Below are 23873 nucleotides of genomic sequence, written 5' to 3'. Positions count from 1 at the left end.
CCCGGGATCGTGGGGAGCCGGCCAGCGGCCGGCACTACCTTGGGTGATCCGGGATCGTGGGGAGCCGGCCAGCGGCCGGCACTACCTTGGGTGACCCGGGATCGTGGGGAGCCGGCCAGCGGCCGGCACTACCTTGGGTGATCCGGGATCGTGGGGAGCCGGCCAGCGGCCGGCACTACCTTGGGTGACCCGGGATCGTGGGGAGCCGGCCAGCGGCCGGCACTACCTTGGGTGATCCGGGATTGTGGGGAGCCGGCCAGCGGCCGGCACTACCCTGGGTGGCGCATGTGCTGCTCGGCCAGTACGGCCACCTGGCGCAGCACGTCGTTGCGGCCGGCGTCGTCCACCGTGGCACCCTGCAGGTAGCTGGTCAGCACCCAGGGCGCGCCGCCGGCCAGCGGCCACAGGATCGCGATGTCGTTGGTGGTGTCCTCGCCGTTGCTGCCGGTCTTGTCGCCCACCCGCCACGCCTTGGACAACCCGGCGCGCAGGCGCGCATCGCCGGTCTCGTTGTCGATCAGCCAGTCGGCCAATTGCAGCCGCGACGCCGGTTGCAACGTCTCGCCCAGCACCAGGCGCTGCAGGCTGGCGGCCATCGCGGCCGGGCTGGTGGTATCGCGCGGATCACCGGGCGCAAAGCGATTCACGTCCGGCTCGTTGCGGTCATTGCGGGTCACCGCATCGCCGGAGGCGCGCAGGAAGGCAGTCACCGCCGCCGGTCCGCCGATGACCGCCAGCAGCAGGTTGGCGGCAGGGTTGTCGCTGGTGACCATCGTGGCCCGGCACAGGTCGCGCACGCTCAGGTCACGGCCCACATGCCGGGCCGTGACCGGGGCATGGGAGAGCATGTCCTGCGGGCGCACCGGCACCCGTCGATCCAGCGCCAGCCGGCCGTCCTCGGCCTGGTGCAGCACGGCCGCGCACAGCGCGAACTTGAAGGTGCTGCACATGGGAAAGCGTTCGTCCTGGCGATGGCCGATGCGCCTGCCGCTGGCCGTCTCCAGCAGGGTGACGCCCAACCGCCCGCCGCTGGCGGCTTCCAGTGCGGCGAAGTCCCGGGCCGTGGCCAGCGCCGGGGCCGATGTCGCCGGCATCCTGGCCAGCGCGGTGGCGGTCAGCGCCGAGGCCGCGGCGGCCCCGGTCCATTGCAGGAAACGACGTCTGGGAAACATGCGGGTTCTCCGGAAGGGATGGCCGAGTATTGAAGTGCCTCGCGCATGGGACCAGCGAGGATTTTCAGTGATAGCCATTAGCCTGACTAATACCGAGAGGCGTCCAAGGCGGAAGCGCGTTGAAATTCATCGTGAATAGCGCCTCCCCACCGACCGTCCGCCGCGATTCGATGCGATCATCCATCAACCCCGCTCACGGCTCCGCGCATGATCCGCCCCCAGCTCCCGCTCAATGCGCTGCGTGCCTTCGAAGCCGCCGCCCGCCACCAGAATTTCACCCGCGCCGCGCTGGAACTGTGTGTCAGCCAGGCCGCGCTGAGCCATCAGATCCGGGCATTGGAGGATCGGCTGGGGGTGTCGCTGTTCAACCGGTTGCCGCGCGGGGTGGCCCTGACCGACGAGGGTGCCCGCCTCTACCCGGTGCTCAACGAGGCCTTCGATCGCATCGCGGTGAGCCTGGACCGCTTCGTTGGCGGGCACTTCCGCGAGGTGCTGGGCGTGGGCGTGGTCGGCACGTTCGCCACCGGCTGGCTGCTGCCACGGCTGGCCGAGTTCTCCGCCCAGCACCCGGATATCGAGCTGCGCGTGCAGACCCACAACAACCGGATCGACCTGGCCGGTGACGGGCTGGACCTGGCGATCCGGTTTGGCGACGGCGACTGGCAGGGCCAGGTCAGTACCGCGGTGCTGGATGCGCCGTTTGCGCCGCTGTGCGCGCCGGCCATCGCGCGCACGCTGCGGCAGCCGCGTGACCTGGCCACTGCGACGTTGCTGCGCTCCTACCGCAGCGACGAGTGGCCGCGCTGGCTGCAGGCCGCCGGCGTGGCCGAACTGGAGGCCCGCGGGCCGGTGTTCGATTCGTCGTTGACCCTGGCCAGTGCGGCGGCCACCGGGGCGGGCGTGGCGCTGTTGCCGCTGAAGATGTTCGAGCAGGACCTGGCGCAGGGGCGCCTGGTGCAGCCGTTCGCGCAGACGCTGGCGCTGGGGCGGTATTGGTTGACGCGCCTGCGTTCGCGCCCCGAGAGCGAGGCGGCGCGGCGGTTCCGCGAGTGGCTGGAAGCGCAGGACGAGCCATCGAGCCACGGCCCGTAGACGCGGGGTGTGCCGACCAACGGTCGGCACCTACCGGGTGACAGCATGCCGACCGTTGGTCGGCGTGCCGGTCAGGCGTCCAGCAGCTCCATCCAGGCCTGCTCGGCCTTGCCGAGCAGGGTGGCGGTGGCCTCGCGGTCACGCCCCAGCACGGCCATGCGCGTGCTGTCGGCATAGTTGGACGGATCGGCCAGCTGCCGGTCCAGGTCGGCCAGCAGGGCTTCCAGTTCGCCCACCTTGGCTTCGGCGGCGGCCAGCTTGTGCGGGTTGACCGGCTTCTTCGGCGGCAGCGGCGGGGTCGGCGGCACCGGCTCTGGTGCGGCGGCGGCCATCTTCTGCTTGGTGCCCTGCGCGGCCGGCCGCGAGCGCAGCCACGCCGCGTACGCATCCAGGTCGCCGTCGAAGGGTTCCACCACGCCATCGGCTACGCGCCAGAAGGTGTCGCAGACCAGTCCGATCAGATGGCGGTCATGGGACACCATCACGATGGCGCCCTCGAAATCGGCCAGCGCCTCGGCCAGCGCTTCGCGCATTTCCAGGTCAAGGTGGTTGGTGGGTTCGTCGAGCAGCAGCACGTTGGGCTGCTGGTAGGCGATCAGCGCCAGCGCCAGGCGCGCGCGCTCGCCACCGGAGAAGCCGTCCACCGGCTCGAAGGCGCGGTCGCCGGCGAAGTTCCACTTGCCCAGAAAGTCGCGGAACACCTGGTTCGGCGCGTCCGGCGCGATGTCGCGGAAGTGCTCCATCGGCGACTGCCCTTCATGCAGCGACTCCACCGTGTGCTGGGCGAAGTAACCGATGCGCAGGTCCGGGTGCGCGGCGCGCTCGCCGGTGATCGGCGACAGCTCGCCCACCAGGGTCTTGACCAGGGTGGTCTTGCCGGCGCCGTTGGGGCCCAGCAGGCCGATGCGCTGGCCGGCTTCCAGGCCGAAGCCCACCTCGCGCAGGATCACCGCATCGCTGCCGTAACCGGCGTCGACGTGGTTGAGGCGGATCAGCGAGAACGGCAACTTGGCCGGCGGCGAGAACTCGATGCGGAACTCGCGCTCGGCGCGCACCGCCTCGGTGCCGGCCAGCTTGGCCAGGCGCTTCATGCGGCTCTGCGCCTGGGCGGCCTTGCTGGCCTGGGCCTTGAAGCGGTCGATGAAGCTCTGCAGGTGGGCGCGCTCGGCCTGTTCCTTGTCGTGCGCGATCTGCTGCTGGCGCAGCTGCTCGGCGCGCTGGCGCTCGAAGTCGGTGTAGCCGCCGGGATACAGCTTGGCGCCACCACCGTGCAGGTGCAGGGTGTGGGTGGCCACGTTGTCCAGGAACTCGCGGTCATGGGAGATCAGCAGCAGCGTGCCGGGGTACTTGAGCAGCCACTGTTCCAGCCAGAACACCGCATCCAGGTCGAGGTGGTTGGTGGGTTCGTCAAGCAGCAGCAGGTCGCTGGGCATCATCAGCGCGCGGGCCAGGTTCAGGCGCACGCGCCAGCCGCCGGAGAACGAGGACACCGCCCGCGAATGGGTTTCGGCCGGGAACCCCAGGCCGTGCAGCAGCTTGCCCGCGCGCGCTTCGGCGTCGTAGGCGCCGATCTCGGCCATCTTCTGGTGCGCGGTGGCCACCGCCTCCCAATCCTCGCGGGCGGCAGCGTCGGCTTCCTCGCGCATGACCGCGGCCACCTCGGTGTCGCCTTCGAGCACGAACTGCAGCGCCGGGTCGGGCAGCGACGGGGTTTCCTGGGCCACGCTGGCGATGCGGACCTTGCCGGGCAGGTCGACATCGCCCTTGTCGGCCTCCAGCTCGCCCTTCACGGCGGCAAACAGGCTGGACTTGCCGGCACCGTTGCGGCCGACCACGCCGACGCGGTACCCCGCGTGCAGGGTCAGGTCGACGTTGGACAACAGCAGCCGCTCGCCACGGCGCAAGGCGAAGTTACGAAGGGAAATCATTTTGGGGGTCCATATAACGGAATGGAATGTGCTGGTGAGCACCCTTCCTGCGACGTAATTCTAGCGTTAACGAATACTTGACGCGCCCCGGGATGCGCGGCAGGCCTCGTTCCTCTCTCCCACGACCCTGCCTGCGCCTCTCCGGGACCCTGATGTCGCGCCCGCCGATCCACGTAAATGGTTGCTGCTGCAACGTTTTTTGCGGATATGGCGAATATTTGACAAGCGATGAATATCCCGTTAATTCGTTTATTGCGCACCGCAACACCCGCCTTCGCCGACCGGCCGTGCGCCACGGCGATGTCGTTCCGGTGCCGCGCCATTCCTATCGGAGCCCCACCCTGATGAACCGCAAGACCAGTACGCTCGCCGCCGCCGTTGCTGTCGTGCTCGGTGCCACCAGCCTGCCCGCGCTCGCCCAGGACACCCCTGCGCGCACCGCCGCCAACACGCTGGACACCATCATCGTCACCGGCACCCGGGTCGCCGACCGCACCGTGGCCGAGTCGCAGTCGCCGATCGACATCATCACCCCCGAGGCGCTGCAGTCCACCGGCACCAACGAGCTGGCCACCGCGCTGGCCCGCGCCCTGCCCTCGCTGAACTTCCCGCGCCCGGCCCTGACCGACGGCACCAGCGGCATCCGCCCTGCGCAGCTGCGCGGGCTGTCGCCGGACCAGGTGCTGGTGCTGGTGAACGGCAAGCGCCGCCACACCTCGGCGCAGATCAACGTCAACGGCAGCATCGGCCGCGGTTCCTCGGCGGTGGACATCAACGCCATCCCGATCGCGGCCATCGAGCGGGTGGAAGTGCTGCGCGACGGCGCCTCGGCCCAGTACGGCTCGGATGCCATCGCCGGCGTGGTCAACATCGTGCTCAAGGGCTCGTCCTCCGGCGGCAGCCTGGCGGTGGACGCCGGCCAGTACTCGGCCGGCGACGGCAACAAGTACCAGCTCTCCGGCGATACCGGCATCGGCTTTGCCGACGGCCGCGGCAGCGTGCACGTGGCCGGCCAGATCAGCCAGCAGGACGAGAGCAACCGCGCCGGCCCCTATCTGGGCACGACGCCGAACACCGGCAACTTCCCCGACATCGGCCAGAAGACCTTCGTGGTCGGCGACCCGCAGGTGGATGCCAGCGCCGCCTCGGTCAACGCCAGCTTCCAGTTCAACGACCATGTCTCGGCCTACGCCACGGCGATGGCCAGCAACCGCGACATCACCTCCTTCGCCTTCTACCGCTCGCGCACCAACAGCGGCCAGGGCGCGCTGCTGGCCCAGACCTACCCGGACGGCTTCGTGCCGCAGATCAACCAGTACTCCAAGGACCGCTCGCTGGTGGCCGGGGTCAAGGGTGACACCGACAGCGGCTGGACCTGGGATGTCAGCGCCAACCACGGCGAGAACACGATCGACTTCCACACCCGCAACAGCATCAACTACAGCCTGGGCGCAACCAGCCCGCGCTCGTTCTACGACGGTGCGCTGAAGTACACCCAGGACATCTTCAACGCGGACCTGACCAAGTCGCTGGACTGGGGCCTGGCCTACCCGGTCACGCTGTCCTTCGGCGGCGAGTACCGCCGCGAGAAGTGGGCGCAGTCCGCCGGCGAAGCCAACTCGTATTTCGGCAGCGGCGCGCAGGGCTTCGGCGGTTTCACCCCGCTCAACGCGGTGGATGCCGATCGCCACAACTACGCGGTGTATGCCGGCCTGGAAGCGGACCTCACCGACAAGTTCTCGGCGGGCGTGACCGGCCGCTACGAGGATTACTCGGACTTCGGCGACAAGTTCTCCGGCAAGCTGTCCGCGCGCTATGCGTTCACCGACAAGGTCGCCCTGCGCGCCACCGCGTCCTCGGGCTTCCGCGCCCCGTCGCTGGCCCAGCAGAGCTACCAGGCCGTCACCAGCACGATCATCAACGGTGCCTTCGTCGAGCGTGGCACCTTCCCCACCACCAGCCCGGCCGCACAGGCGCTGGGGGCCAGCCCGCTGAAGGCCGAGAGCTCCACCTCCTACAGCGTGGGCCTGGTGCTGCAGCCGGTCGAACGCCTGTACCTGACGGTGGATGCCTACCAGATCGACATCGACGACCGCATCGTGCTGTCCACCAACATCACCACCAACACGGCGGCGAACTCGCTGCTGGCCGGGCTGGGGCTGCCGGGCGTCACCGCGTTCTCCTACTTCACCAACGGCGTGGACACCCGCACCCGCGGCGTGGATGCGGTCTCCAGCTACACCATCCCCTTCGCCGCCAGCTCGCTGGAGCTGACCGCCGCCTACAGCTACAACGAGACCGAGGTGAAGAACTTCATCGCCTCGCCGGCCGCCTTCACCTCGCTGGGCATCACCCAGTCGCTGATCGGCCGCGACGAGATCGGGCGCATCGAAGACAGCTACCCGCGCGACAAGACCATCCTCAGCGGCACCTGGCGCAGCGACCATTGGGACCTGAACCTGGCGGCCACCCGCTACGGCAGCTTCACCGTGCGCAACTCGGCCACCGCCCTGCGTGACCAGACCTATGACGCGTCGTGGGTGCTGGATGCCTCGGTCAGCTACAAGCCGAGCGAGAACTGGACCCTCACCGTGGGCGCGGACAACCTGCTGGACGAGTACCCCGACCGCACGGTGGACCTGCAGAACTCCACCTGGGGCATGCTGCCGTACAGCAACTACTCGCCGTATGGTTTCAATGGTGCCTACGTCTATGGCCGCGTGACCTACAAGTGGTAACAAGGTAGTGCCGGCCGCTGGCCGTGGACGCGACAACGCATTCGCGCTGTCGCCCCACGGTTTGCTACGCAAACCGCGGGCCCCGCTCACCGCTCCCATACCCCCGCCGCTGCGCGGCCGCCCCCTGACTCAGGGGGCACATTGCCAACCGTTTTCCGCATACCCCCATGCCCCGGTTCGCCGGGGCATGGGCGTTCTGGCCGCCGGAAAATGGATTTTCGCGCATTCACCTTGCCCGGCTGCCACTGTCCCGGACAGCACATGACCTGACCACGGGGACATCGCCGTCTCACGGCCACCCCGGTTTGCTCGCCACCTCCGCATCGGTGAAAATCGGGACATCCCCTATTTTTGCGAGCGCCGATGCACCATGACACCGACCTGATCAACATCGTGGCCGTTGGCCTGGGGCTTGCCTTCATTCTCGGCGCCCTGGCCCACAAGCTGCGTTTGTCGCCCTTGGTCGGCTATCTGGTGGCAGGCATCTGCGTCGGACCGTTCACCCCCGGCTTCGTCGCCGACCAGGCGCTGGCCAACCAGCTGGCCGAGATCGGCGTGATGCTGCTGATGTTCGGGGTGGGCCTGCATTTTTCGCTGAAGGACCTGATGGCGGTCAAGGCGATCGCCATCCCCGGCGCCGTCGGCCAGATCCTGGTGGCGACCCTCCTCGGCTGGGGCCTGGCCGCGCTGATGGGCTGGCCGGTCATCCACGGCATCGTGTTCGGCTTCGCCCTGGCCACCGCCAGCACCGTGGTGCTGCTGCGCGCGATGGAAGAACGGCGCCTGCTGGAAACCCAGCGCGGCAAGATCGCGGTGGGCTGGTTGATCGTGGAAGACCTGGCCTGCGTCCTGGCCCTGGTGATGATGCCGGTGCTGGCCGGCGTGTTCGGGCCCGATTCGGCCAATGAAACCCACACCGTGGGCAGCGTGCTGGCGAGCATCGGCTGGACGTTCGTGCAGCTGGGCCTGTTCGTGGCGGTGATGCTGGTGGTCGGCCGGCGGGTGATTCCGTGGATTCTCGAGCGCATCGCCGGCACCGGCTCGCGCGAACTGTTCACCCTGTCGGTGCTGGCCATCGCGCTGGGCGTGGCGTTCGGCTCGGCCATGTTGTTCGGCGTGTCCTTCGCACTGGGTGCGTTCTTCGCCGGCATGCTGCTCAACGAATCGGAACTGAGCCACAAGGCAGCCAATGATTCGCTGCCGCTGCGCGACGCCTTCGCGGTGCTGTTCTTCGTCTCGGTGGGCATGCTGTTCAACCCGGCCATCCTGATCGAGCACCCGTGGCAGGTACTGGCCACCGCCGCCATCATCATGTTCGGCAAGTCCGCTGCCGCGTTCGTGATCGTGCGCGCCTTCGGCCACCCCACCGGCACGGCGCTGACCATCTCGGCCAGCCTGGCGCAGATCGGCGAGTTCGCCTTCATCATCGCCGGCCTGGGCGTGACCCTGAAGATTCTTCCGCCCACCGGCCAGGCGCTGGTGCTGGCCGGTGCGCTGATCTCGATCATGCTCAACCCGCTGGTGTTCGGCCTGCTCGACCGCTGGCTGCTCAAGCACCAGGAAACCACGCCCGCCGCGGTGGAAACCGAACTGCCGCCGGGCCCGTCGCTGGACCTGCATGACCATGCCATCGTGATCGGCTACGGCCGCGTGGGCAGTGCGCTGGCCCAGGTGCTGCGCGACCGCGGCGTGCCGGTGCTGGTGATCGACGACAACAAGGAGCACGTGGCCGAGGCCCATGCCGCCGGCCTGCCGGGCATCCGTGGCAGCGCTGCCGCCGACAAGGTGCTGGCCGAGGCCCACCCCGAGCGTGCCAAGATCGCGGTGCTGGCGATCCCGCAGCCGCTGGAAGCCGGTGAAACGCTGGCCAAGCTGCGCGCCCTGAACCCTGGCCTGACCCTGCTGGCGCGTGCCCACAGCGATGCCGAAGTGAAGCACCTGCTTGAGCATGGTGCCGACGGCACGGTGATGGCCGAACGCGAGCTGGCCTATTCGCTGGCGGAAATGGTCATGGCCACCCCGCCGTACCGCACGCTGGGCAAGCACGCCATCCCGGTGGTGTAACGCGCGTCCCCGCGCCCTGCCAAAAACCCCACGGCGGCCGGCCCGCACCGGCCGCCATGGGTCCCACCTCTACGCCTTGGCCAGCGCCTGTTCCAGGTCGTGCAGCAGATCGTCGATGTGTTCGATGCCGATCGACAGGCGCACGGTGTCTTCGCTGACACCGGCCTTCTCCAGCTCGGCCGCATCCAGCTGCCGATGCGTGGTCGAGGCTGGGTGCGTGGCCAGCGACTTGGCATCGCCCAGGTTGACCAGCCGGGTGAACAACTGCAGTGCGTCCAGGAAGCGCGCGCCGGCGGCGCGGCCACCGGGCAGGCCGAAGGTGAGCACGCCCGACCCGTGGCCGCGCAGGTACTTCTGCGCCAGCGCATGCTCGGGATGGTCGGGCAGCGCGGCGTAGTTCACCCACGCCACGCCGGCATGCCGCTGCAGGTACTGCGCCACGGCCAGGGTGTTGGCGTTGATCCGGTCAAGGCGCAGGGCCAGGGTCTCGATGCCCTGCAGGATCAGGAACGCGTTGAAGGGCGAGATCGCCGCGCCGGTATTGCGCAGGGGCACCACGCGGGCGCGGCCGATGTAGGCGGCCGGCCCCAGCGCCTCGGTGTAGACCACGCCGTGGTAGCTCACATCCGGTTCGTTCAGGCGGCGGAACCGCTGCTTGTGCTCGGCCCACGGAAAGCGCCCCGAATCGACGATGGCCCCACCCAGGCTGGTGCCGTGCCCGCCCAGGTACTTGGTCAGCGAATGCACCACGATGTCCGCGCCGAAATCGAACGAGCGCTGCAGGTAGGGGGTGGCCACCGTGTTGTCCACGATCACCGGCACCCCGTGCGCGCGCGCGATCCGGGCCACCGCCTGGATATCGGTGATGTTGCCGCGCGGGTTGCCGATGGATTCGACGAAGACGGCCTTGGTGCGGTCGTCGATCAGCGCGGCGAAGGCCTGCGGGTCGGCGTAGTCGGCGAAGCGGGTCTGGATGCCGAACTGCGGCAGCGTATGCGCGAACAGGTTGTAGGTGCCGCCATACAGCGCGCTGGAGGAGACGATGTTGTCGCCGGCCTCGGCGATGGTCTGGATCGCGTAGGTGATCGCCGCCTGCCCGGAGGCCAGCGCCAGCGCACCGATGCCACCCTCCAGCGCGGCGATTCGCTGCTCCAGCACGTCGGTGGTGGGGTTCATGATGCGGGTGTAGATGTTGCCCGGCACCTTCAGGTCGAACAGGTCCGCCGCGTGCTGGGCGTCATCGAAGGCGTAGGCCACGGTCTGGTAGATCGGCACCGCCACCGCCCGGGTGGTCGGGTCCGGCCGGTAACCGCCGTGGACGGCGATCGTCTCCGCTTTCCACTGCGGTGCCTGCGCCTGTTCGGAACCCCCGTGCTCTGCCATCACGCCTCCTCCGGTTGAAACGGCACCATACCGCGCCGGCATGGCGCCGCGCGCCCGTCGCTCATGCCGATCCGGCATGGCCTTTCAACCTGGCGTGATATGCGCGGGCGGCCCTTGGCCGGGGCCCCCCGCGCGGTGCCTCACTTGAGCGGCGGGCAGGGATGCTTGCTGCCGACCTCATCGCACAGCGTCACCTTCTGCAGGTACCGAACCCAGGTGGTGATCTGCTCGCGGTCTGGCACGAAGCGGAAGGCCTTCTGCACGACGTACATGCTCTTGCCGCTCTGGATGCCCTTCATCCAGGCGTACTCCGGCTTGCCGGTGCCAGGATTGTTCGGGCAGATCATCTGAACCACGGCAACCGGGTATCCATTTTCTTCGGCCTCATGGATCACGGTGACATCGCCTGCCGGGCAGGACTTCAGCCAGAAATCGCCCAACGTGCCGAAATAAGCGCGTGGCGCCACGTTGGCCGAGGCAGGGAAATCCTGCAGGGTAAGCATCTCGGTCCAGTCCTGCACCGTCTGGCCTTCCAGAACATATTCGAAGATTCGATTGCCGTTGTTCGGGTCCGTGGCCTGGTAGCCCTGCACATAGCCCTCGACATTGGGCCGCAGCAGAAGTTCGGAACCGGATGCCGGCGCCGCGGGCTGCGCCGAGGCCAGAGGGGAAACCATGACCGCCAGTGCGGTGGCGAGGATGAATCTGCGTGTCATGCGGCAATCCTTTTGCGAATGAAATGTCCAGTTGGATGCGTTCCGGGCGCCAACGTCGCCAGGAGCGCACCTCAGCTTACGCATGACGCGACGTGGTTCAAGCTCGGCGGACACGAGAGCACGCTGCTCATCGCACCCTGTGTTAACTACGTCACAGTACGCTGTGTTTGAAACGGCTGATGGAGGGCGTTTGGGCTGCATCGCCTGCCTTCCTGGCACGGCGACCACGGCAATACATGACGGCGTCCACGTAGGAAATTCAGAAAAACCCTACCCTGCGGTCGCGATACGATCAGGGCACCTTTCGGTAGATGCCGGGAGAATGCCCCATCTGATTCTGATGCTGGAAATCTCAAGCCTTATGCATGATCGAACCAGACGCAACGGACTTGCCATGGCACTGACGTCAGCACTGGCTGCCTCTGGCTGCGCTGGAGCCGAGCATCCAACCTATCAGGAAGCCAAAGCGCATCGTCAGGCGTATGCGTTCACGCTCGAGCTCAACAATGCACCTGGGCCACCGCCCGATGCTACGGCTCATGCGTCCCACACGATCGATCTGGAATGTCTCCCGATAGTCAACAATCTGGAGGGCATTCAACACACCCCGAAGACCGCAATCGTTGATCCGGAAGTGAGTCAGCGCTCGGATTGCCACTATGAAGGTCGCTTCTACCTGGACGCGATGGCCGAGATTGACTACTACGGACGTGGGCCTTGCGGGTGGAGGCTCCAGTTCATCGACATCCGGATCAGCGCAGGAGGCGAGGAAGATACTTCCTTCAGCACCTCGATCAGCGCCAGCGAGGTCGCCTCCGAGGGCACCCTTACACGTTATTTTTCCCGCGACATCTATCCAAGGGACAGGGATCGCTCTCCTCAGATATCGTCCGTGGACAGCGGATATCCTGAAGACAAACGGGTGGACCTTCCTCCGCCACAGCGGGATCACCTCTTCAAAAGCTCGCTTGAGGTTAGAAAGCTCACGGTTCTGGGCTCGGCCGCATTGCAAACTGACCTCGTGGACCCGACATGAGCCGACGATCGCGCGCATCCGGTGGGAATAGCCCCTCCCTCTTCTTCGCAACATCGCTGGCCGTCGCATTGCTGGCGGGCGGCTGCTCGCGGCCGGAATACCCTACCTACACACTCACCCCGGACCCCAAAGATGCGGAGCAACTGGTCGTAACACTGAAGAATGCGCCAGAGGGAATCTACGCCAGCTCAGCCTATGCGTCCTACAGGTTGACCAACAAGCAATGCCTGCCGGTGGTGACCAACCTTCAAGGCGTCCAGTACGCGCCATATACCCGCATCGTTGAAAGCACGCCGCACAAGGTGGATGAGACCACCTACGTGCTCACTGTCTATCGCGATCAGATGGAACATCGGGATTACTACGGACGTGGGGTCTGCGAGTGGACGCTTGGCTTTGCCGCCATCAGCTTCCGACGACGAGACGCGCCATCCCCCGTCTACTACGCCATCTCCGCATCTCCCGAAAGATTGCAGATGGACGGCGCCATGACGCGTTATTACCGCGCGAAGAACTCGCCATTGCTTGACGACGGGCTTCCCTTCGAAGCCAGCAGCTTTGGCGAGGACATCTTCAAGAGCCTTTCTGAAGACGAGCAGGCCAGGACGTTCTCAATCACTATTTCATCCGTCAAGTGATGAAGCGAGGAGTGGATGTGAGGGTGCTCGTAAAGCGGACGAACCGGTCGAATGAACGCGCGACAAAGAAGAGGGTCAGGCGAGTTCGACGGCTGCAACCATGGTCTTGCAGAACTTCTCCCTGGAACCAAGATGCATAGAACGTCGCACACAACACACACCAGACGCCGATTCGCGCGTCATGCGGCATGGCTCGTCGCAGCCGGACTGATCGGCGGATGCTCCAAAACGGAGTACCCACGCTACGAACTCAACCCTGCGCCCAAGGACAGCATTCAGCTCGCCGTCAAACTGAAGAATGCGCCGGCGGACATGTACGCAAGCGCTGCATATGCCGCATACAAGATAATCAACAGACAGTGCCTGCCCGTGGTGACAAACCTGGAAGGCGTGCAACATGCGCCAGACACGCACTACGTCTACATGACACCGCGCAGGGTAGATGCGAATACTTACGTGTTCACGGTCTATCGCGACCAGATGAAGCGCAAGGCGTACTACGGCCGTGGAACCTGTGAATGGGAACTCAGCCTTGCCGGCAGCAACTTCAAGCTGCGTGACGCCAAAGAGAATTACCACTATTCAGGCGTCGCGACCCCTGAAGAGTTCCAGTCTGATGGCGGATACACACTCTACTACCGCGCAAAAGGGGCGAGGCCCTCAGACGGCAGGCTTCAGTATGTAGACAGCAGCTTCGGGAAGAACCTGTTCGATAACCTGTCCGCGAAAGATCAAGCCGAAGCTCTTTCGATCAATATTTCATCCGTCAGATAGGGGAATGCAGACGGGAGGCAGCGCTGTGCGCGAAGCGCACGGCGCTTCCGACAGAACGCGACCTGGCTTTGAGGGCGCTCCAATGATTGCCTGGAGCTACACAAAGGAAAGGCTCGACAGATTCAGTGAGTCGGAGAGGACGGACACGTTCTCGATGACCATGCGTGTATCCACGAACGGGGGTCAAGAATGAGTCTGAAGGAAGTCGCCCTCAACCATGCGATTGACCCGGACACCGGTCCAGCGCGACACCACCTCGGCGATCTCCTCGGCGTCAGGCGGTCCTGGACGAGCTTGAACTCCTTGTTCTCCGCCTCCCAGGCAGCGGCCAGCTGCTTTTCCAGCTGATGTCTATTACTTCTGACTGGTTGACGGCTGGATCGCACAAGAGCGTCGATACAATGACGGCTGTTCTGCATGGTCCGCTTCCTCGACGACCTGGCCGAGGGCCACGCAACGCCAGTCGAGTCGTGGAAATATCAGGGAATCCCTACCATGCCACCGCGATAAGATCAGCTAATCTTCCACTAATACCCTCTGTATGTTCTCAATGCTCTCGCCGATCCCCTAACGCTCGGGCAGCGCTGGAGCTTGATCTCGCCAGCTTCTCAATATAGACAGTGCAGTACAGCCCTGAACTTTGATCCACGTCCCCACGGCCACCCAATTGCCAGGACATTGAGCGTTGGATGCAGAAGAGCAACCATGAAAGCAAGAACTGGAATGCACCTTGATTCTCGCCTTTCCGCATCGGCCATCGCCATGCTGCTGCTCTGCGGCTGCACGCCGCCGGAGTATCCGGCGTACCAGTTGAACCCGGACCCCAAGGACCCGCTTGAGGTGATGATCAAGCTGCATGATGCGCCGGGCGACCTGAGGTTCTCAGATGCCAGCACGACATACCGCATCATCAACCCAAGCTGCCTCCCGGAAACCAACAACTTCGAGGGCGTTCAGCACGCACCGCAAACACACACGGTCCGGCATCAGCTTCGCAAAGTGGATGCTTCCACCTACTCGTTCACTGCTTACCGAGACCAGATGAAGTCCAGTGAATATTACGGTCGCGGCATCTGCAATTGGAAGCTCACACTGGCATTCAGCCACCCCGACCTCCCCTCATCCCCGAATCGAATTTACTTCACCATCGCCGCGACGCCGAAAGAACTTCAGCAGAAGGGTGGTTTAACGACGTACTTCCGGATCGACAGAACCAGCAAGAGCATTGACGGCGCGCCAAGAAACGCCCAGGACTTCACCAAGGAGCGGTTTGAGATGCTTCCAGAATCCGAAAAAGCGAACATCTTCTCAATGACAATCAAGTCGCCATAGCGCTAGAACAGGCAAGGAGGCCGGCATCGGCACGCAGAATGAAGCAGGAACGACCACGCTCTGAAGGTGAAGATGCTTCTTGTCGCAATGTCCGCAGTGATCCCTTTCGCGACAGGATCACAGGAAGGAGATGCGGATGCGAGTGTCCAGCTATCAAAGGCTGGACAGTCCCAGTCCTAACGCTCAGTCCGTCCAACGATGTTCCTGAATAACGCGCACTCGAATGCGTTCTCATGACAATGAAATCATCCAAGAAGGGAACTCAACGATGAGCCTGAAACAACACGCCTCTCTCGCCGACCTCGCCTACAGCTCTCCCACCTTGGGCAATGACGGAAAGTACGACACGATGCAGGCAGATGGGATCAAGTACAAAGTCCTCGGACACAGCGACAAAGCATCTGGATACCAAGGCACCATCTTTCAGAACCCAAACACGGGCGAGATCATCGTCGCCCACCGAGGCACCGAGTTCGTTCGTCAACCCGGCCCGGATGGTGCTGTCGATGCCGCGATGATCGGCAGGGTGAATCTGCAGGCGAAAGATGCGATTGCACTGACTGAAATGGCTGTCAGGTTGGCAAAAGAGCAGAACGTGGATATTTCGGTTACCGGCCACTCCTTGGGGGGCGCGCTCGCCCAGATCACGGCCCACCGTTTCAACCTGCCCGGCGATGCCTTCAATCCATACGGCACAGCGAGCCTCAACCTGCGCATTCCAGAAGGTTCTCCCCGGGGCGCGGCAACATTCACCAATCACGTGATGGCCGGTGACTTCGTCAGCGCGGCCAGCCCCCACTACGGCAAGGTGGAAATGTATGTGTTGCCAAAGGAGCTGGAGGTGCTGCGCCAATCTGCACCGTTTCACAACAACCCGCTGGCAAAGACAGTGCCGGCACTGGCCTTGGTTGCCCATGCCGGCGATCTCGGCCGCATGGTCGATTCGCATCGCATGCACCACTTCCTCGATGTGGATGTCAAAGGCGATCCTGACCGGTCCGTACTCGATGACCCCAATGCGCGCCTCACATCGCCTGAAGACCGCAAGCTGGTGGCAGACTACCGCGAGCGCGTTGCCGACTCCCGTGTTTCCGCGACCGTTGTTTCACGCGGTGTGCCGGGTGTGATCGCCGACTTCCATGACAAGCTTCGCGGCCCCCTGCCGCCAGGTGCCGGGCTGACGCCTGAGCAGGAACCGCCACATCGCGGCCATGCCGGCGGCGGTACGTCCTTCACCCCGACCAGTACCGCGATCAGCCCGCAACTGGAAAGCGTACTAAACAAACAGAACACCAACGACCAGCGCGACTTCGTTCGGGTCAATGACCAGGCGGCACGCCAACCGGCCGGCATCGAGTTCACCGACCTGGCCTGCACTCCGCTCGACCCCTCCCAGGCTCCCACCGCAGCTGCGCCACAGCAGGACGCGGAGAAGGCCGCACCCGCACGGTAAGCGGTCCGCGCCCGTCCATAAAACGGGCGCGCCCCACCGCTCACACCGTCCTCAATCCTTCACGAAGGCCAGCTTGCCCTCGGCCGCATCCACCCGGATCACGTCGCCGCCCACGAACTCGCCGGACAGGATCTTCTGCGCCAGCGGGTTCTCCAGCTGCGACTGGATCGCACGCTTGAGCGGCCGGGCGCCGTAGATCGGATCGAAGCCCACGTTGCCCAGCAGGCCAAACGCCGCGTCGCTGACCTCGATGCGCAGGCCGCGCTCGGCCAGGCGCTTCTCCAGGCCCTGCATCTGGATGCGCGCGATCTGCTTGATCTGCACCTTGTCCAGCGGGTGGAACACCACGATGTCGTCCAGCCGGTTGATGAACTCCGGGCGGAAGTGCGCCTGCACCACGCCCATCACCGCCGCCTTCATCTGGGTGTAGGCCTCCGGGCTGTCATCGCCGCTCATGTCCTGGATCTGGTGCGAGCCCAGGTTGGAGGTCATCACGATGACGGTGTTGCGGAAGTCCACCGTGCGCCCTTGGCCATCGGTGAGGCGACCATCGTCGAGCACCTGCAGCAGGATGTTGAACACATCCGGATGCGCCTTCTCCACCTCGTCCAGCAGGATCAGCGAGTACGGGCGGCGGCGCACGGCTTCGGTGAGGTAGCCGCCTTCCTCATACCCCACATACCCCGGGGGCGCACCGATCAGGCGGGCGACGCTGTGCTTCTCCATGAACTCGCTCATGTCGATGCGGATCATGGCGTCGGTGCTGTCGAACAGGAACTCGGCCAGCGCCTTGCACAGCTCGGTCTTGCCCACGCCGGTCGGCCCCAGGAACAGGAACGAACCACTGGGCCGGTCCGGATCGGACAGCCCGGCGCGCGACCGCCGCACCGCGTCGGAGACCACCTTGATGGCCTCCTCCTGGCCCACCACGCGCTCGTGCAGCATCGCCTCCATGCGCAGCAGCTTGTCGCGCTCGCCTTCGAGCATGCGGTTGACCGGGATGCCGGTCCAACGCGATACCACCTCGGCGATCTCCTCGGCGGTCACGCGGTCCTGGACCAGCTTGAACTCGGTGTTCTCCGCCTCCTGGGCGGCGGCCAGCTGCTTTTCCAGCTGCGGCAACTGGCCGTACTGGATTTCGCTCATGCGGCCGAAGTCCTGGCGGCGCTGGGCCGATTCCAGCTCCAGCTTGGCCTGCTCGATCTGCTCCTTGATGCGGGTGGCGCCCTGCAGTGCGGCCTTCTCCGACTTCCAGATTTCATTGAGGTCGGAGAACTCGCGCTCCAGCGTGTCGATGTCGCTTTCCAAATCGGCCAGGCGCTGGCGCGAGGCCTCGTCCTTTTCCTTGCGCAGCATTTCGCGCTGGATCTTGAGCTGGATCAGGCGGCGCTCGAGGCGGTCCAGTTCTTCGGGCTTGGAGTCGATCTCCATGCGGATGCGCGAGGCGGCCTCGTCCATCAGGTCGATGGCCTTGTCGGGCAGCTGGCGGTCGGCGATGTAGCGGTGCGACAGCGTGGCCGCGGCGACGATGGCCGGGTCGGTGATCTCCACGCCATGATGCACGGCGTACTTTTCCTTGAGCCCGCGCAGGATGGCGATGGTGTCCTCCACGCTGGGCTCGCCGACGAACACCTTCTGGAAGCGGCGCTCCAGCGCGGCGTCCTTCTCGATGTACTTGCGGTACTCATCCAGGGTGGTGGCGCCCACGCAGTGCAGCTCGCCGCGCGCCAGCGCCGGCTTGAGCATGTTGCCCGCGTCCATTGCCCCATCGGCCTTGCCCGCGCCCACCATGGTGTGCAGTTCGTCGATGAACAGGATCACCTGCCCTTCGCTCTTGGCCAGGTCGTTGAGCACGCCCTTGAGGCGCTCTTCGAACTCGCCGCGGAACTTGGCGCCGGCAATCAGCGCGCCCATGTCCAGGGACAGCACGCGCTTGCCGCGCAGGCCCTCGGGCACTTCATCGTTGATGATGCGCTGGGCCAGGCCTTCCACGATCGCGGTCTTGCCCACACCGGGCTCGCCGATCAGCACCGGGTTGTTCTTGGTCCGGCGCTGCAGCACCTGGATGGTGCGGCGGATTTCCTCGTCGCGCCCGATCACCGGGTCCAGCTTGCCGCTTTCCGCGCGCGCGGTCAGGTCGATGGTGTACTTCTCCAGCGCCTGGCGCTGCTCTTCGGCATTCTCCGACTGCACGCTCTCACCGCCGCGGATCTTGTCGATGGCCGCATCGATGCGGGTCTTGTCGGCCCCGGCAGCGCGCAGCGCCATGCCCAGGGTGCCGCCATCATCGAGCGCGGCCAGCACGAACCACTCGCTGGCGATGAAGGCATCGCCATGCTGCTGGGCCAGCTTGTCGGTGTTGTTGAGCAGCCGGTTGAGATCGTTGCCGATGGACAGGTTGCCTTCCTGCCCGGCCACCTTGGGCAGTGCATCCAGCGCTTCGGTCAGCCGCTCGCGCAGGACCGGCACGTTCACCCCGGCCTGGGACAGCAGCGGGCGCGTGCTGCCGCCCTGCTGGTCCAGCAGGGCGGTGAACACGTGCACCGGTTCGATGATGTTGTGGTCGCGGCCCACGGCCAGCGACTGTGCGTCGGCCAGCGCCTGCTGGAAACGCGAGGTGAGCTTGTCCATCCGCATGGGGAAGTCCTCTTTCGTAGGTGGGGCCGGGCGCTGCGTGCGTGCCGGCAATGCACTGTAGATGCGGTTGTGCGCAGGCGTTTCAAGGGAGACGGCGGCGGCGCACGGCATCGGGTCAGCCTCCGGCAAGCATGCGCGCGTGGCCGTGCCGGAGGCGTGCACGGGCGACGGCATGACCCGCGAAACGAGCCGCTGGCGACACCGGCTCCGGCCCGCCATACTTGCGAATACTTCTCATTACCATATGTACCGCGGTGGCGCCGTGCGCTGCCTCCCACTCCCATGCACGCACAACGCGATCTCCTCGGCACCCTCTACCGCGACCATCGACGTTGGCTGCAAGGCTGGCTGGGCGGTCGCGTGGGTTGCCGGGAGACCGCTGCCGACCTGATCCAGGACAGCGCCTGCAGGGACTGTTGGCGCAGGTGCGGGGCAGCTGGGCGATACCGGTGCTGGGCCGCGCGCCGGACCTGCAACGGCGCGCGACGATCAAGCGGATCGGCCTGTGGCTGGCACTGGCGCCGGCCGGATGGGCGGCGTGGCAGGGCATGGGGCCGCGCGCCGACGGGCAACCGGTGCGTACCGCCGTCGGGGAGCGGCAGCGGCTGACGTTGCCGGACGGCAGCGCGATGCAACTGGACACCGACAGCCGCGTGTACATCCGCTTCGACGCCCACCATCGCCGGGTGCAGCTGGAGCAGCGTTCCTGCAGGCCTTGTAACGCGGCGGTCAGCCGCGCGCGATCGCCGCGCGCAACGCACGCAGCTGCCGCTTCACCGCCAGCGCCTGGCTGGCGTCCAGCCGCAGCAGCAGCTTCTGCCCCACCGAACGCGCCTGCAGCGACGGGTCCACGAAGCGATAGCGGCCGCGCGCGTCGCGCTCCACCGCCACCGGCTGGGGCGCGTTGGGCAGCGCCACCAGGTGATCGATCACCGCCACCAGCCGGTCGTTGAAGTACGCCTCCGGCCCACCCAGCTGCACATATGCCTGTTGCAGCAGCGGATAGAACCGCACATACGCCTTGCCGACCGCCTCGGCGTCCAGCGCGGTGAATGCGGCCACGTAGGGCGCGTAACGCTCGGCATTGGACGCGGCGATGTACGTGGTGCCATCCACCGTCTCCACCTGCAGGCTGCCAGGCAGCGCGCGCACCGCCATCGCTGGCGCCGGCACGCTGGGCTTGTCCAGATTGTCGATGTGGGTCACCACGCGCTGGATCAGGTGGTCGGGCAGCAGCAGCGCCAACGCGCGATCCTGGCCGAACAGCGCACCCAGCGCCTCCCGTACCGCTGCATCGCTGTCGGCCAGCGCGGGCAGCGCCGGATCGGCCGCATCACGCGGATCAACCGGGTGCCGGATCGGCGCGGTGGTTGCTGCCCCTGCCGCCGGCGTGGCGGTGACCGCAGGCGGTGACGCCGTAATGCGCGTCGCCGGCGCCTGCACGGGCACGTCCACCCGGTCAGCGAGCGCGCGCAGGCTGTCACTGAACAACCAGGCCCCCGCACCGCCCACCACCGCCAGGCCCAGCACCCAGGGCCAGATCGCTTTTCCACTCGTCTGCATGCTGCCGTACCTCGCTGTTCACCTGCATGGACATCGTGTGACCGGCGCACGCGGCGACGGTTCACTGCGCCGCCGGAAAACGCAGGCGACGCGTTGACAGGCCATCATCGCGCAGGCTCAATGAACCCCCGCTCCGTGCAAGGGCCGTCGCGCTGCGTTGCGCGCGCCGACGACGACAATGGACGTCCCGATGAAGCACACCGCCGTGGTCCGCCTGTTCCAGCCGGGCATCGTGCTGTTCGATCCGCAGGTGCTGGATGCATTCCTGGCCACGCACCTGCCGGGCGAGGCCCATCCGCTCGAGGCATTCATCGCCCGCCCTGCGCTGGGCGACGCGGCGGTGCGTGCCGGTGCGGTAGTCGGGCTGACCATGCAGCCGTCCCACACCCTGCACAGGCAACGGCCATGACCGCGACGGCACGATGGTTGATCTTTGTTCTCACCAGCGATGGCAGCTTCGAGGATGTCGTGCGCCGCGCGGCAGAGGCGTTCGGCCACCCTTTCCAGTGCAGGGATGACGAGGGCCGCCACGTGGCCAGCGCCCGGCTGACGGCGTGCGAGGTGGAGGTGATCGACAAGGAGGATCGCCTGGCCGATTTCCTCTGCGACGATCACTACACCCTGCGCGTCGCGATCCGGGGCGATGACCACTTCACGCTGGCGTTCGAAGCGCACGTCAAAGCGCTGCTCGAGCACGCCCAACTGAGGTGGCAGCGCAGCGTATGGGCACCGGACCGGCACCCGCCAGTGCGTTGAGCGCGACATTGCCGCGCCCGCCACGGTACGCTCACGCCCGCTTTGCACCGCCGCGCCGATGCTGGACGCTGGCTTGACGGAGCATGTCGATGCATTACGAACTGTATTACTGGAGCGGCATCCAGGGTCGCGGTGAGTTCATCCGGCTGGCGTTGGAAGATGCGGGTGCGACCTACACCGACATGGCGCGCGAGCACGGGGATGCGGTGCTGCAGCCCTTCCTGGACGGCACGCATGCCGGGCTGGCGCCGTTTGCGCCGCCGTTCCTGAAGACCGGGCGACTGGTGATCGCACAGGTGGGCGCCATCCTGGACCACCTGGGGCCCGCCCTGGCGCTGGTGCCGCAGACCGCCTCGGGCCGCCACCAGGCACTGCAACTGCAGTTGACCATTGCCGACCTGGTGGCCGAAGTGCACGACACCCACCACCCCATCGCAGCCTCGGCCTATTACGAAGACCAGCGCGACGCGGCCAAGGCGCGCGCCAAGGCCATGCGTGGCGAGCGCCTGCCCAAGTTCCTGGCGTATTTCGAAGGGGTGCTGCAGGCCCATGGCGGGCGCCATCCGCTGCGCGAGCACTCCTATGTGGATCTGTCGCTGTTCCAGCTGCTGAGCGGGCTGGACTACATGTTCCCCCAGCGCATGCAGGTGTTGTGGCCGACACTGCCCCTGCTGCACGCGCTCAAGGCGCGCGTGGCGGTCCGCCCGAACGTGGCCGCCTACCTGGAATCGGAGCGGCGGCTGGCGTTCAACACCCAAGGCATCTTCCGCCACTACCCCGAGTTGGATGGCGACCGGTAGATCACGACCGTGGGTCTTGAACCACGCGGGGCCGCTTCTGCAGCGACAGCAGCCCCAGCAACGCGGCCAGCGCGACGTAGGCGCCGGCGAACTGCCAGCTGATGATCTTCGGCAGGCCCTCCAGCTGCCACGGCAGGTAGATGCCGCCGCGCGGGTCGACCGAATGGATCAGGCCGAACAGCGTCAGCGCCGCGGCCACCAGCAGGAAGCCAGCGGCGCGCAGCAGGCGGCCATCGATCATCGCCACCACCGCCGCGATCCACAGCATCGAGGTGATGATGAAGCCATTGCCCAGGGTGAAGATCACCGCCAGCTCGGGCAGGCCGTGGCCGTCCAGGGTGGTGGTCATTGCGGCGAGTTGCGCCGGCGCAATCCAGCCCGGGGCCTTGATCGCCAGCAGGTAGGCCACCGAGGGCAGGAAGCCCAGCACCATCGCCCCGGCATGCTCGCGCGGGGTGGCCTGGAAGGCCTGGGTGGTGATGTCGATGGCCACGTACACGATGATCGGCGCCAGTACCGCCAGCGGCAGCCACTGCACCAGCCCGGAGATCACCCCGAGCATGCCACCGATGCCCACGAACAGGCCGGTCAGCAACGTATAACCGCTGCGTGCGCCCATGTGCTTGTACGCCGGCTGGCCGATGTACGGCGTGGTCTGTGCAACGCCGCCGCACAGGCCGGCCACCAGCGTGGCCACGGCTTCCACCAGCAGGATGTCGCGGGTGCGGTAGTCATCGCCGGCCGCGCGCGCGCTCTCGGAGACGTTGATGCCGCCCACCACCATCAGCAGGCCGAACGGCAGCAGCAGCGGCAGGTAGGTCATGGCCGTGGGCAGGCCGTCGATGAAGCCCAGCGTGGGCCACGGCAGCACCACCTGCGGCGGGGTCCACTCGGGCACCTTGAAACCGGGAGCGCCCAAGCCGGCCAGGCCCAGGCCGTAATACAGCACCGTGCCGAACACGAAGGCCACCAGCACGCCCGGCGCGCGGATCGGCAGCTTGCCCTTGGCGATCAGCACGTACAGCAGCAGGCCCAGGGTGACAAAGCCGACCACCGGCGAGCGCAGGGTCTCCAGCAACGGCAGGAAGCCCATCAGCACGATCGCGATGCCGGCGATCGAGCCCAGCAGCGAGGCCCGCGGCAGCGCGCGCGTGACCGCTTCACCGAAGAAGGACAGGATCACCTTGAGCACGCCCATGATGACCAGCGAGGCCATGCCCAGCTGCCAGGTGGCGATGGCGGCATCGTGCGGGGGCATGCCCTGCGCCTTGAAGGCCAGGAACGCCGGACCCAGCACCAGCAGCGCCATGCCGATGCTGGTCGGCGCGTCCAGGCCGAGCGGCATCGCGGTGACGTCCGCGCGCCCGGTACGGAGGGCCAGGCGCCGCGCCATCCAGGTGTAGAGCACGTTGCCCACGAGCACGCCGAAGGCCGTGCCGGGGAACATGCGGCCGAACACCACGTCGGCGGGGAACTGGAACATGCCCACCAGCGCCATCGCGATGAAGCCGAGGATGGAGAGGTTGTCGACCACCAGGCCGAAGAAACCGTTGAAATCGCCGGCGACGAACCAGCGAAGGGGTCCGGAGCGGACGGGAGCGGGGGCGGACATGCGCGGCACTGCCGTGGGGAGGGGGTAGCCGATGGTAGGGCCTGACCGCCGCCAGTAACAGGCGCATGGGTAGAACGCCGGGGTCTGCGCGGCATCGCATACGCCTGCAAGCCCGTGATCCGGTAGTGCCGGCCGCTGGCCGGCTCCTCGGTATGCGTCCGGTGGTATCGGGAGCCGGC

18 protein-coding genes are annotated in these 23873 nt (G+C 66.3%); 11 read left to right on the top strand and 7 right to left on the bottom strand.

The features are described 5' to 3' along the window. Positions 1-269: 269 nt before the first annotated feature. The gene (gene blaL2, locus RSA25_RS12615; RefSeq protein WP_332809212.1) at positions 270-1172 is read right to left on the bottom strand and encodes a L2 family extended-spectrum class A beta-lactamase; all 903 of its coding nucleotides are present in this window, start codon (positions 1170-1172) and stop codon (positions 270-272) included. Positions 1173-1379: 207 nt separating this feature from the next. Between blaL2 and RSA25_RS12610 the strand changes: the two genes are divergently transcribed. Beyond that, entirely contained in the window at positions 1380-2264 is an 885-nt protein-coding gene (locus RSA25_RS12610) for a LysR family transcriptional regulator (RefSeq protein ID WP_332809211.1), read from the top strand. A 71-nt stretch (positions 2265-2335) separates the two neighbouring features. On the opposite strand, the gene RSA25_RS12605 is transcribed toward RSA25_RS12610, so the two are convergent. Beyond that, positions 2336-4192 carry an ABC-F family ATP-binding cassette domain-containing protein gene (locus RSA25_RS12605; protein ID WP_332809210.1) on the bottom strand — a complete coding sequence of 619 codons (1857 nt, stop codon included), beginning with the start codon at positions 4190-4192 and terminating at the stop codon, positions 2336-2338. A gap of 344 nt (positions 4193-4536) precedes the next feature. On the opposite strand from RSA25_RS12605, the gene RSA25_RS12600 reads away from it, so the two are divergent. Then, on the top strand, positions 4537-6930 hold the full coding sequence (locus RSA25_RS12600) for a TonB-dependent receptor (RefSeq protein WP_332809209.1): 2394 nt from the start codon (positions 4537-4539) through the stop codon (positions 6928-6930). Positions 6931-7293: 363 nt separating this feature from the next. Then, positions 7294-8994 (top strand): YbaL family putative K(+) efflux transporter, encoded by a 1701-nt coding sequence (gene ybaL, locus RSA25_RS12595; RefSeq protein ID WP_332809208.1) that lies wholly within the window; start codon positions 7294-7296, stop codon positions 8992-8994. Between the two features lie 69 nt (positions 8995-9063). On the opposite strand, the gene RSA25_RS12590 is transcribed toward ybaL, so the two are convergent. Both RSA25_RS12590 and RSA25_RS12585 read right to left on the bottom strand, forming a co-directional pair. After that, positions 9064-10377: an aminotransferase class I/II-fold pyridoxal phosphate-dependent enzyme gene (locus RSA25_RS12590; protein WP_332809207.1), complete on the bottom strand. Its 1314-nt coding sequence runs from the start codon at positions 10375-10377 to the stop codon at positions 9064-9066. A gap of 140 nt (positions 10378-10517) precedes the next feature. Beyond that, positions 10518-11093: a hypothetical protein gene (locus RSA25_RS12585; protein ID WP_332809206.1), complete on the bottom strand. Its 576-nt coding sequence runs from the start codon at positions 11091-11093 to the stop codon at positions 10518-10520. Positions 11094-11415: 322 nt separating this feature from the next. Between RSA25_RS12585 and RSA25_RS12580 the strand changes: the two genes are divergently transcribed. The 5 genes from RSA25_RS12580 to RSA25_RS12560 all read left to right on the top strand — a co-directional run bounded on the left by RSA25_RS12580 (position 11416) and on the right by RSA25_RS12560 (position 16326). Beyond that, positions 11416-12129 (top strand): hypothetical protein, encoded by a 714-nt coding sequence (locus tag RSA25_RS12580; protein ID WP_332809205.1) that lies wholly within the window; start codon positions 11416-11418, stop codon positions 12127-12129. Beyond that, entirely contained in the window at positions 12126-12767 is a 642-nt protein-coding gene (locus tag RSA25_RS12575) for a hypothetical protein (RefSeq protein WP_332809204.1), read from the top strand. Before RSA25_RS12580 ends, RSA25_RS12575 begins: the two co-directional genes overlap by 4 nt. 132 nt (positions 12768-12899) lie before the next feature. Then, entirely contained in the window at positions 12900-13541 is a 642-nt protein-coding gene (locus RSA25_RS12570) for a hypothetical protein (protein WP_332809203.1), read from the top strand. Positions 13542-14246: 705 nt separating this feature from the next. Next, positions 14247-14873 carry a hypothetical protein gene (locus RSA25_RS12565; protein ID WP_332809202.1) on the top strand — a complete coding sequence of 209 codons (627 nt, stop codon included), beginning with the start codon at positions 14247-14249 and terminating at the stop codon, positions 14871-14873. A gap of 268 nt (positions 14874-15141) precedes the next feature. Next, positions 15142-16326, top strand: a complete 1185-nt coding sequence (locus RSA25_RS12560) for a hypothetical protein (protein ID WP_332809201.1) — start codon at positions 15142-15144, stop codon at positions 16324-16326. Positions 16327-16377: 51 nt separating this feature from the next. On the opposite strand, the gene clpB is transcribed toward RSA25_RS12560, so the two are convergent. Both clpB and RSA25_RS12550 read right to left on the bottom strand, forming a co-directional pair. After that, entirely contained in the window at positions 16378-18963 is a 2586-nt protein-coding gene (clpB, locus tag RSA25_RS12555; RefSeq protein ID WP_332809200.1) for an ATP-dependent chaperone ClpB, read from the bottom strand. A 729-nt stretch (positions 18964-19692) separates the two neighbouring features. Further along, on the bottom strand, positions 19693-20526 hold the full coding sequence (locus RSA25_RS12550; protein ID WP_332809199.1) for a DUF3014 domain-containing protein: 834 nt from the start codon (positions 20524-20526) through the stop codon (positions 19693-19695). A gap of 190 nt (positions 20527-20716) precedes the next feature. On the opposite strand from RSA25_RS12550, the gene RSA25_RS12545 reads away from it, so the two are divergent. The 3 genes from RSA25_RS12545 (at position 20717) to RSA25_RS12535 (ending at position 22082) form a co-directional block, all read left to right on the top strand. Next, positions 20717-20935 carry a hypothetical protein gene (locus RSA25_RS12545; RefSeq protein WP_332809198.1) on the top strand — a complete coding sequence of 73 codons (219 nt, stop codon included), beginning with the start codon at positions 20717-20719 and terminating at the stop codon, positions 20933-20935. Beyond that, on the top strand, positions 20932-21282 hold the full coding sequence (locus RSA25_RS12540) for a hypothetical protein (RefSeq protein WP_332809197.1): 351 nt from the start codon (positions 20932-20934) through the stop codon (positions 21280-21282). The genes RSA25_RS12545 and RSA25_RS12540 overlap by 4 nt, the downstream gene beginning before the upstream one ends. Positions 21283-21371: 89 nt before the next feature. Further along, complete coding sequence (locus RSA25_RS12535; RefSeq protein WP_332809196.1) at positions 21372-22082, top strand: glutathione S-transferase; 711 nt, start codon at positions 21372-21374, stop codon at positions 22080-22082. A 1-nt stretch (position 22083) separates the two neighbouring features. On the opposite strand, the gene RSA25_RS12530 is transcribed toward RSA25_RS12535, so the two are convergent. Then, entirely contained in the window at positions 22084-23694 is a 1611-nt protein-coding gene (locus tag RSA25_RS12530) for a hypothetical protein (RefSeq protein ID WP_332809195.1), read from the bottom strand. Positions 23695-23873: the final 179 nt, after the last annotated feature.

Origin of the sequence: Stenotrophomonas sp. (genome assembly GCF_036662295.1) — a bacterium.
Taxonomy (GTDB): domain Bacteria; phylum Pseudomonadota; class Gammaproteobacteria; order Xanthomonadales; family Xanthomonadaceae; genus Stenotrophomonas.
The sequence above is the reverse complement of the archived record's forward strand: the minus strand, read 5'-3'. Positions and strand labels throughout refer to the sequence as shown.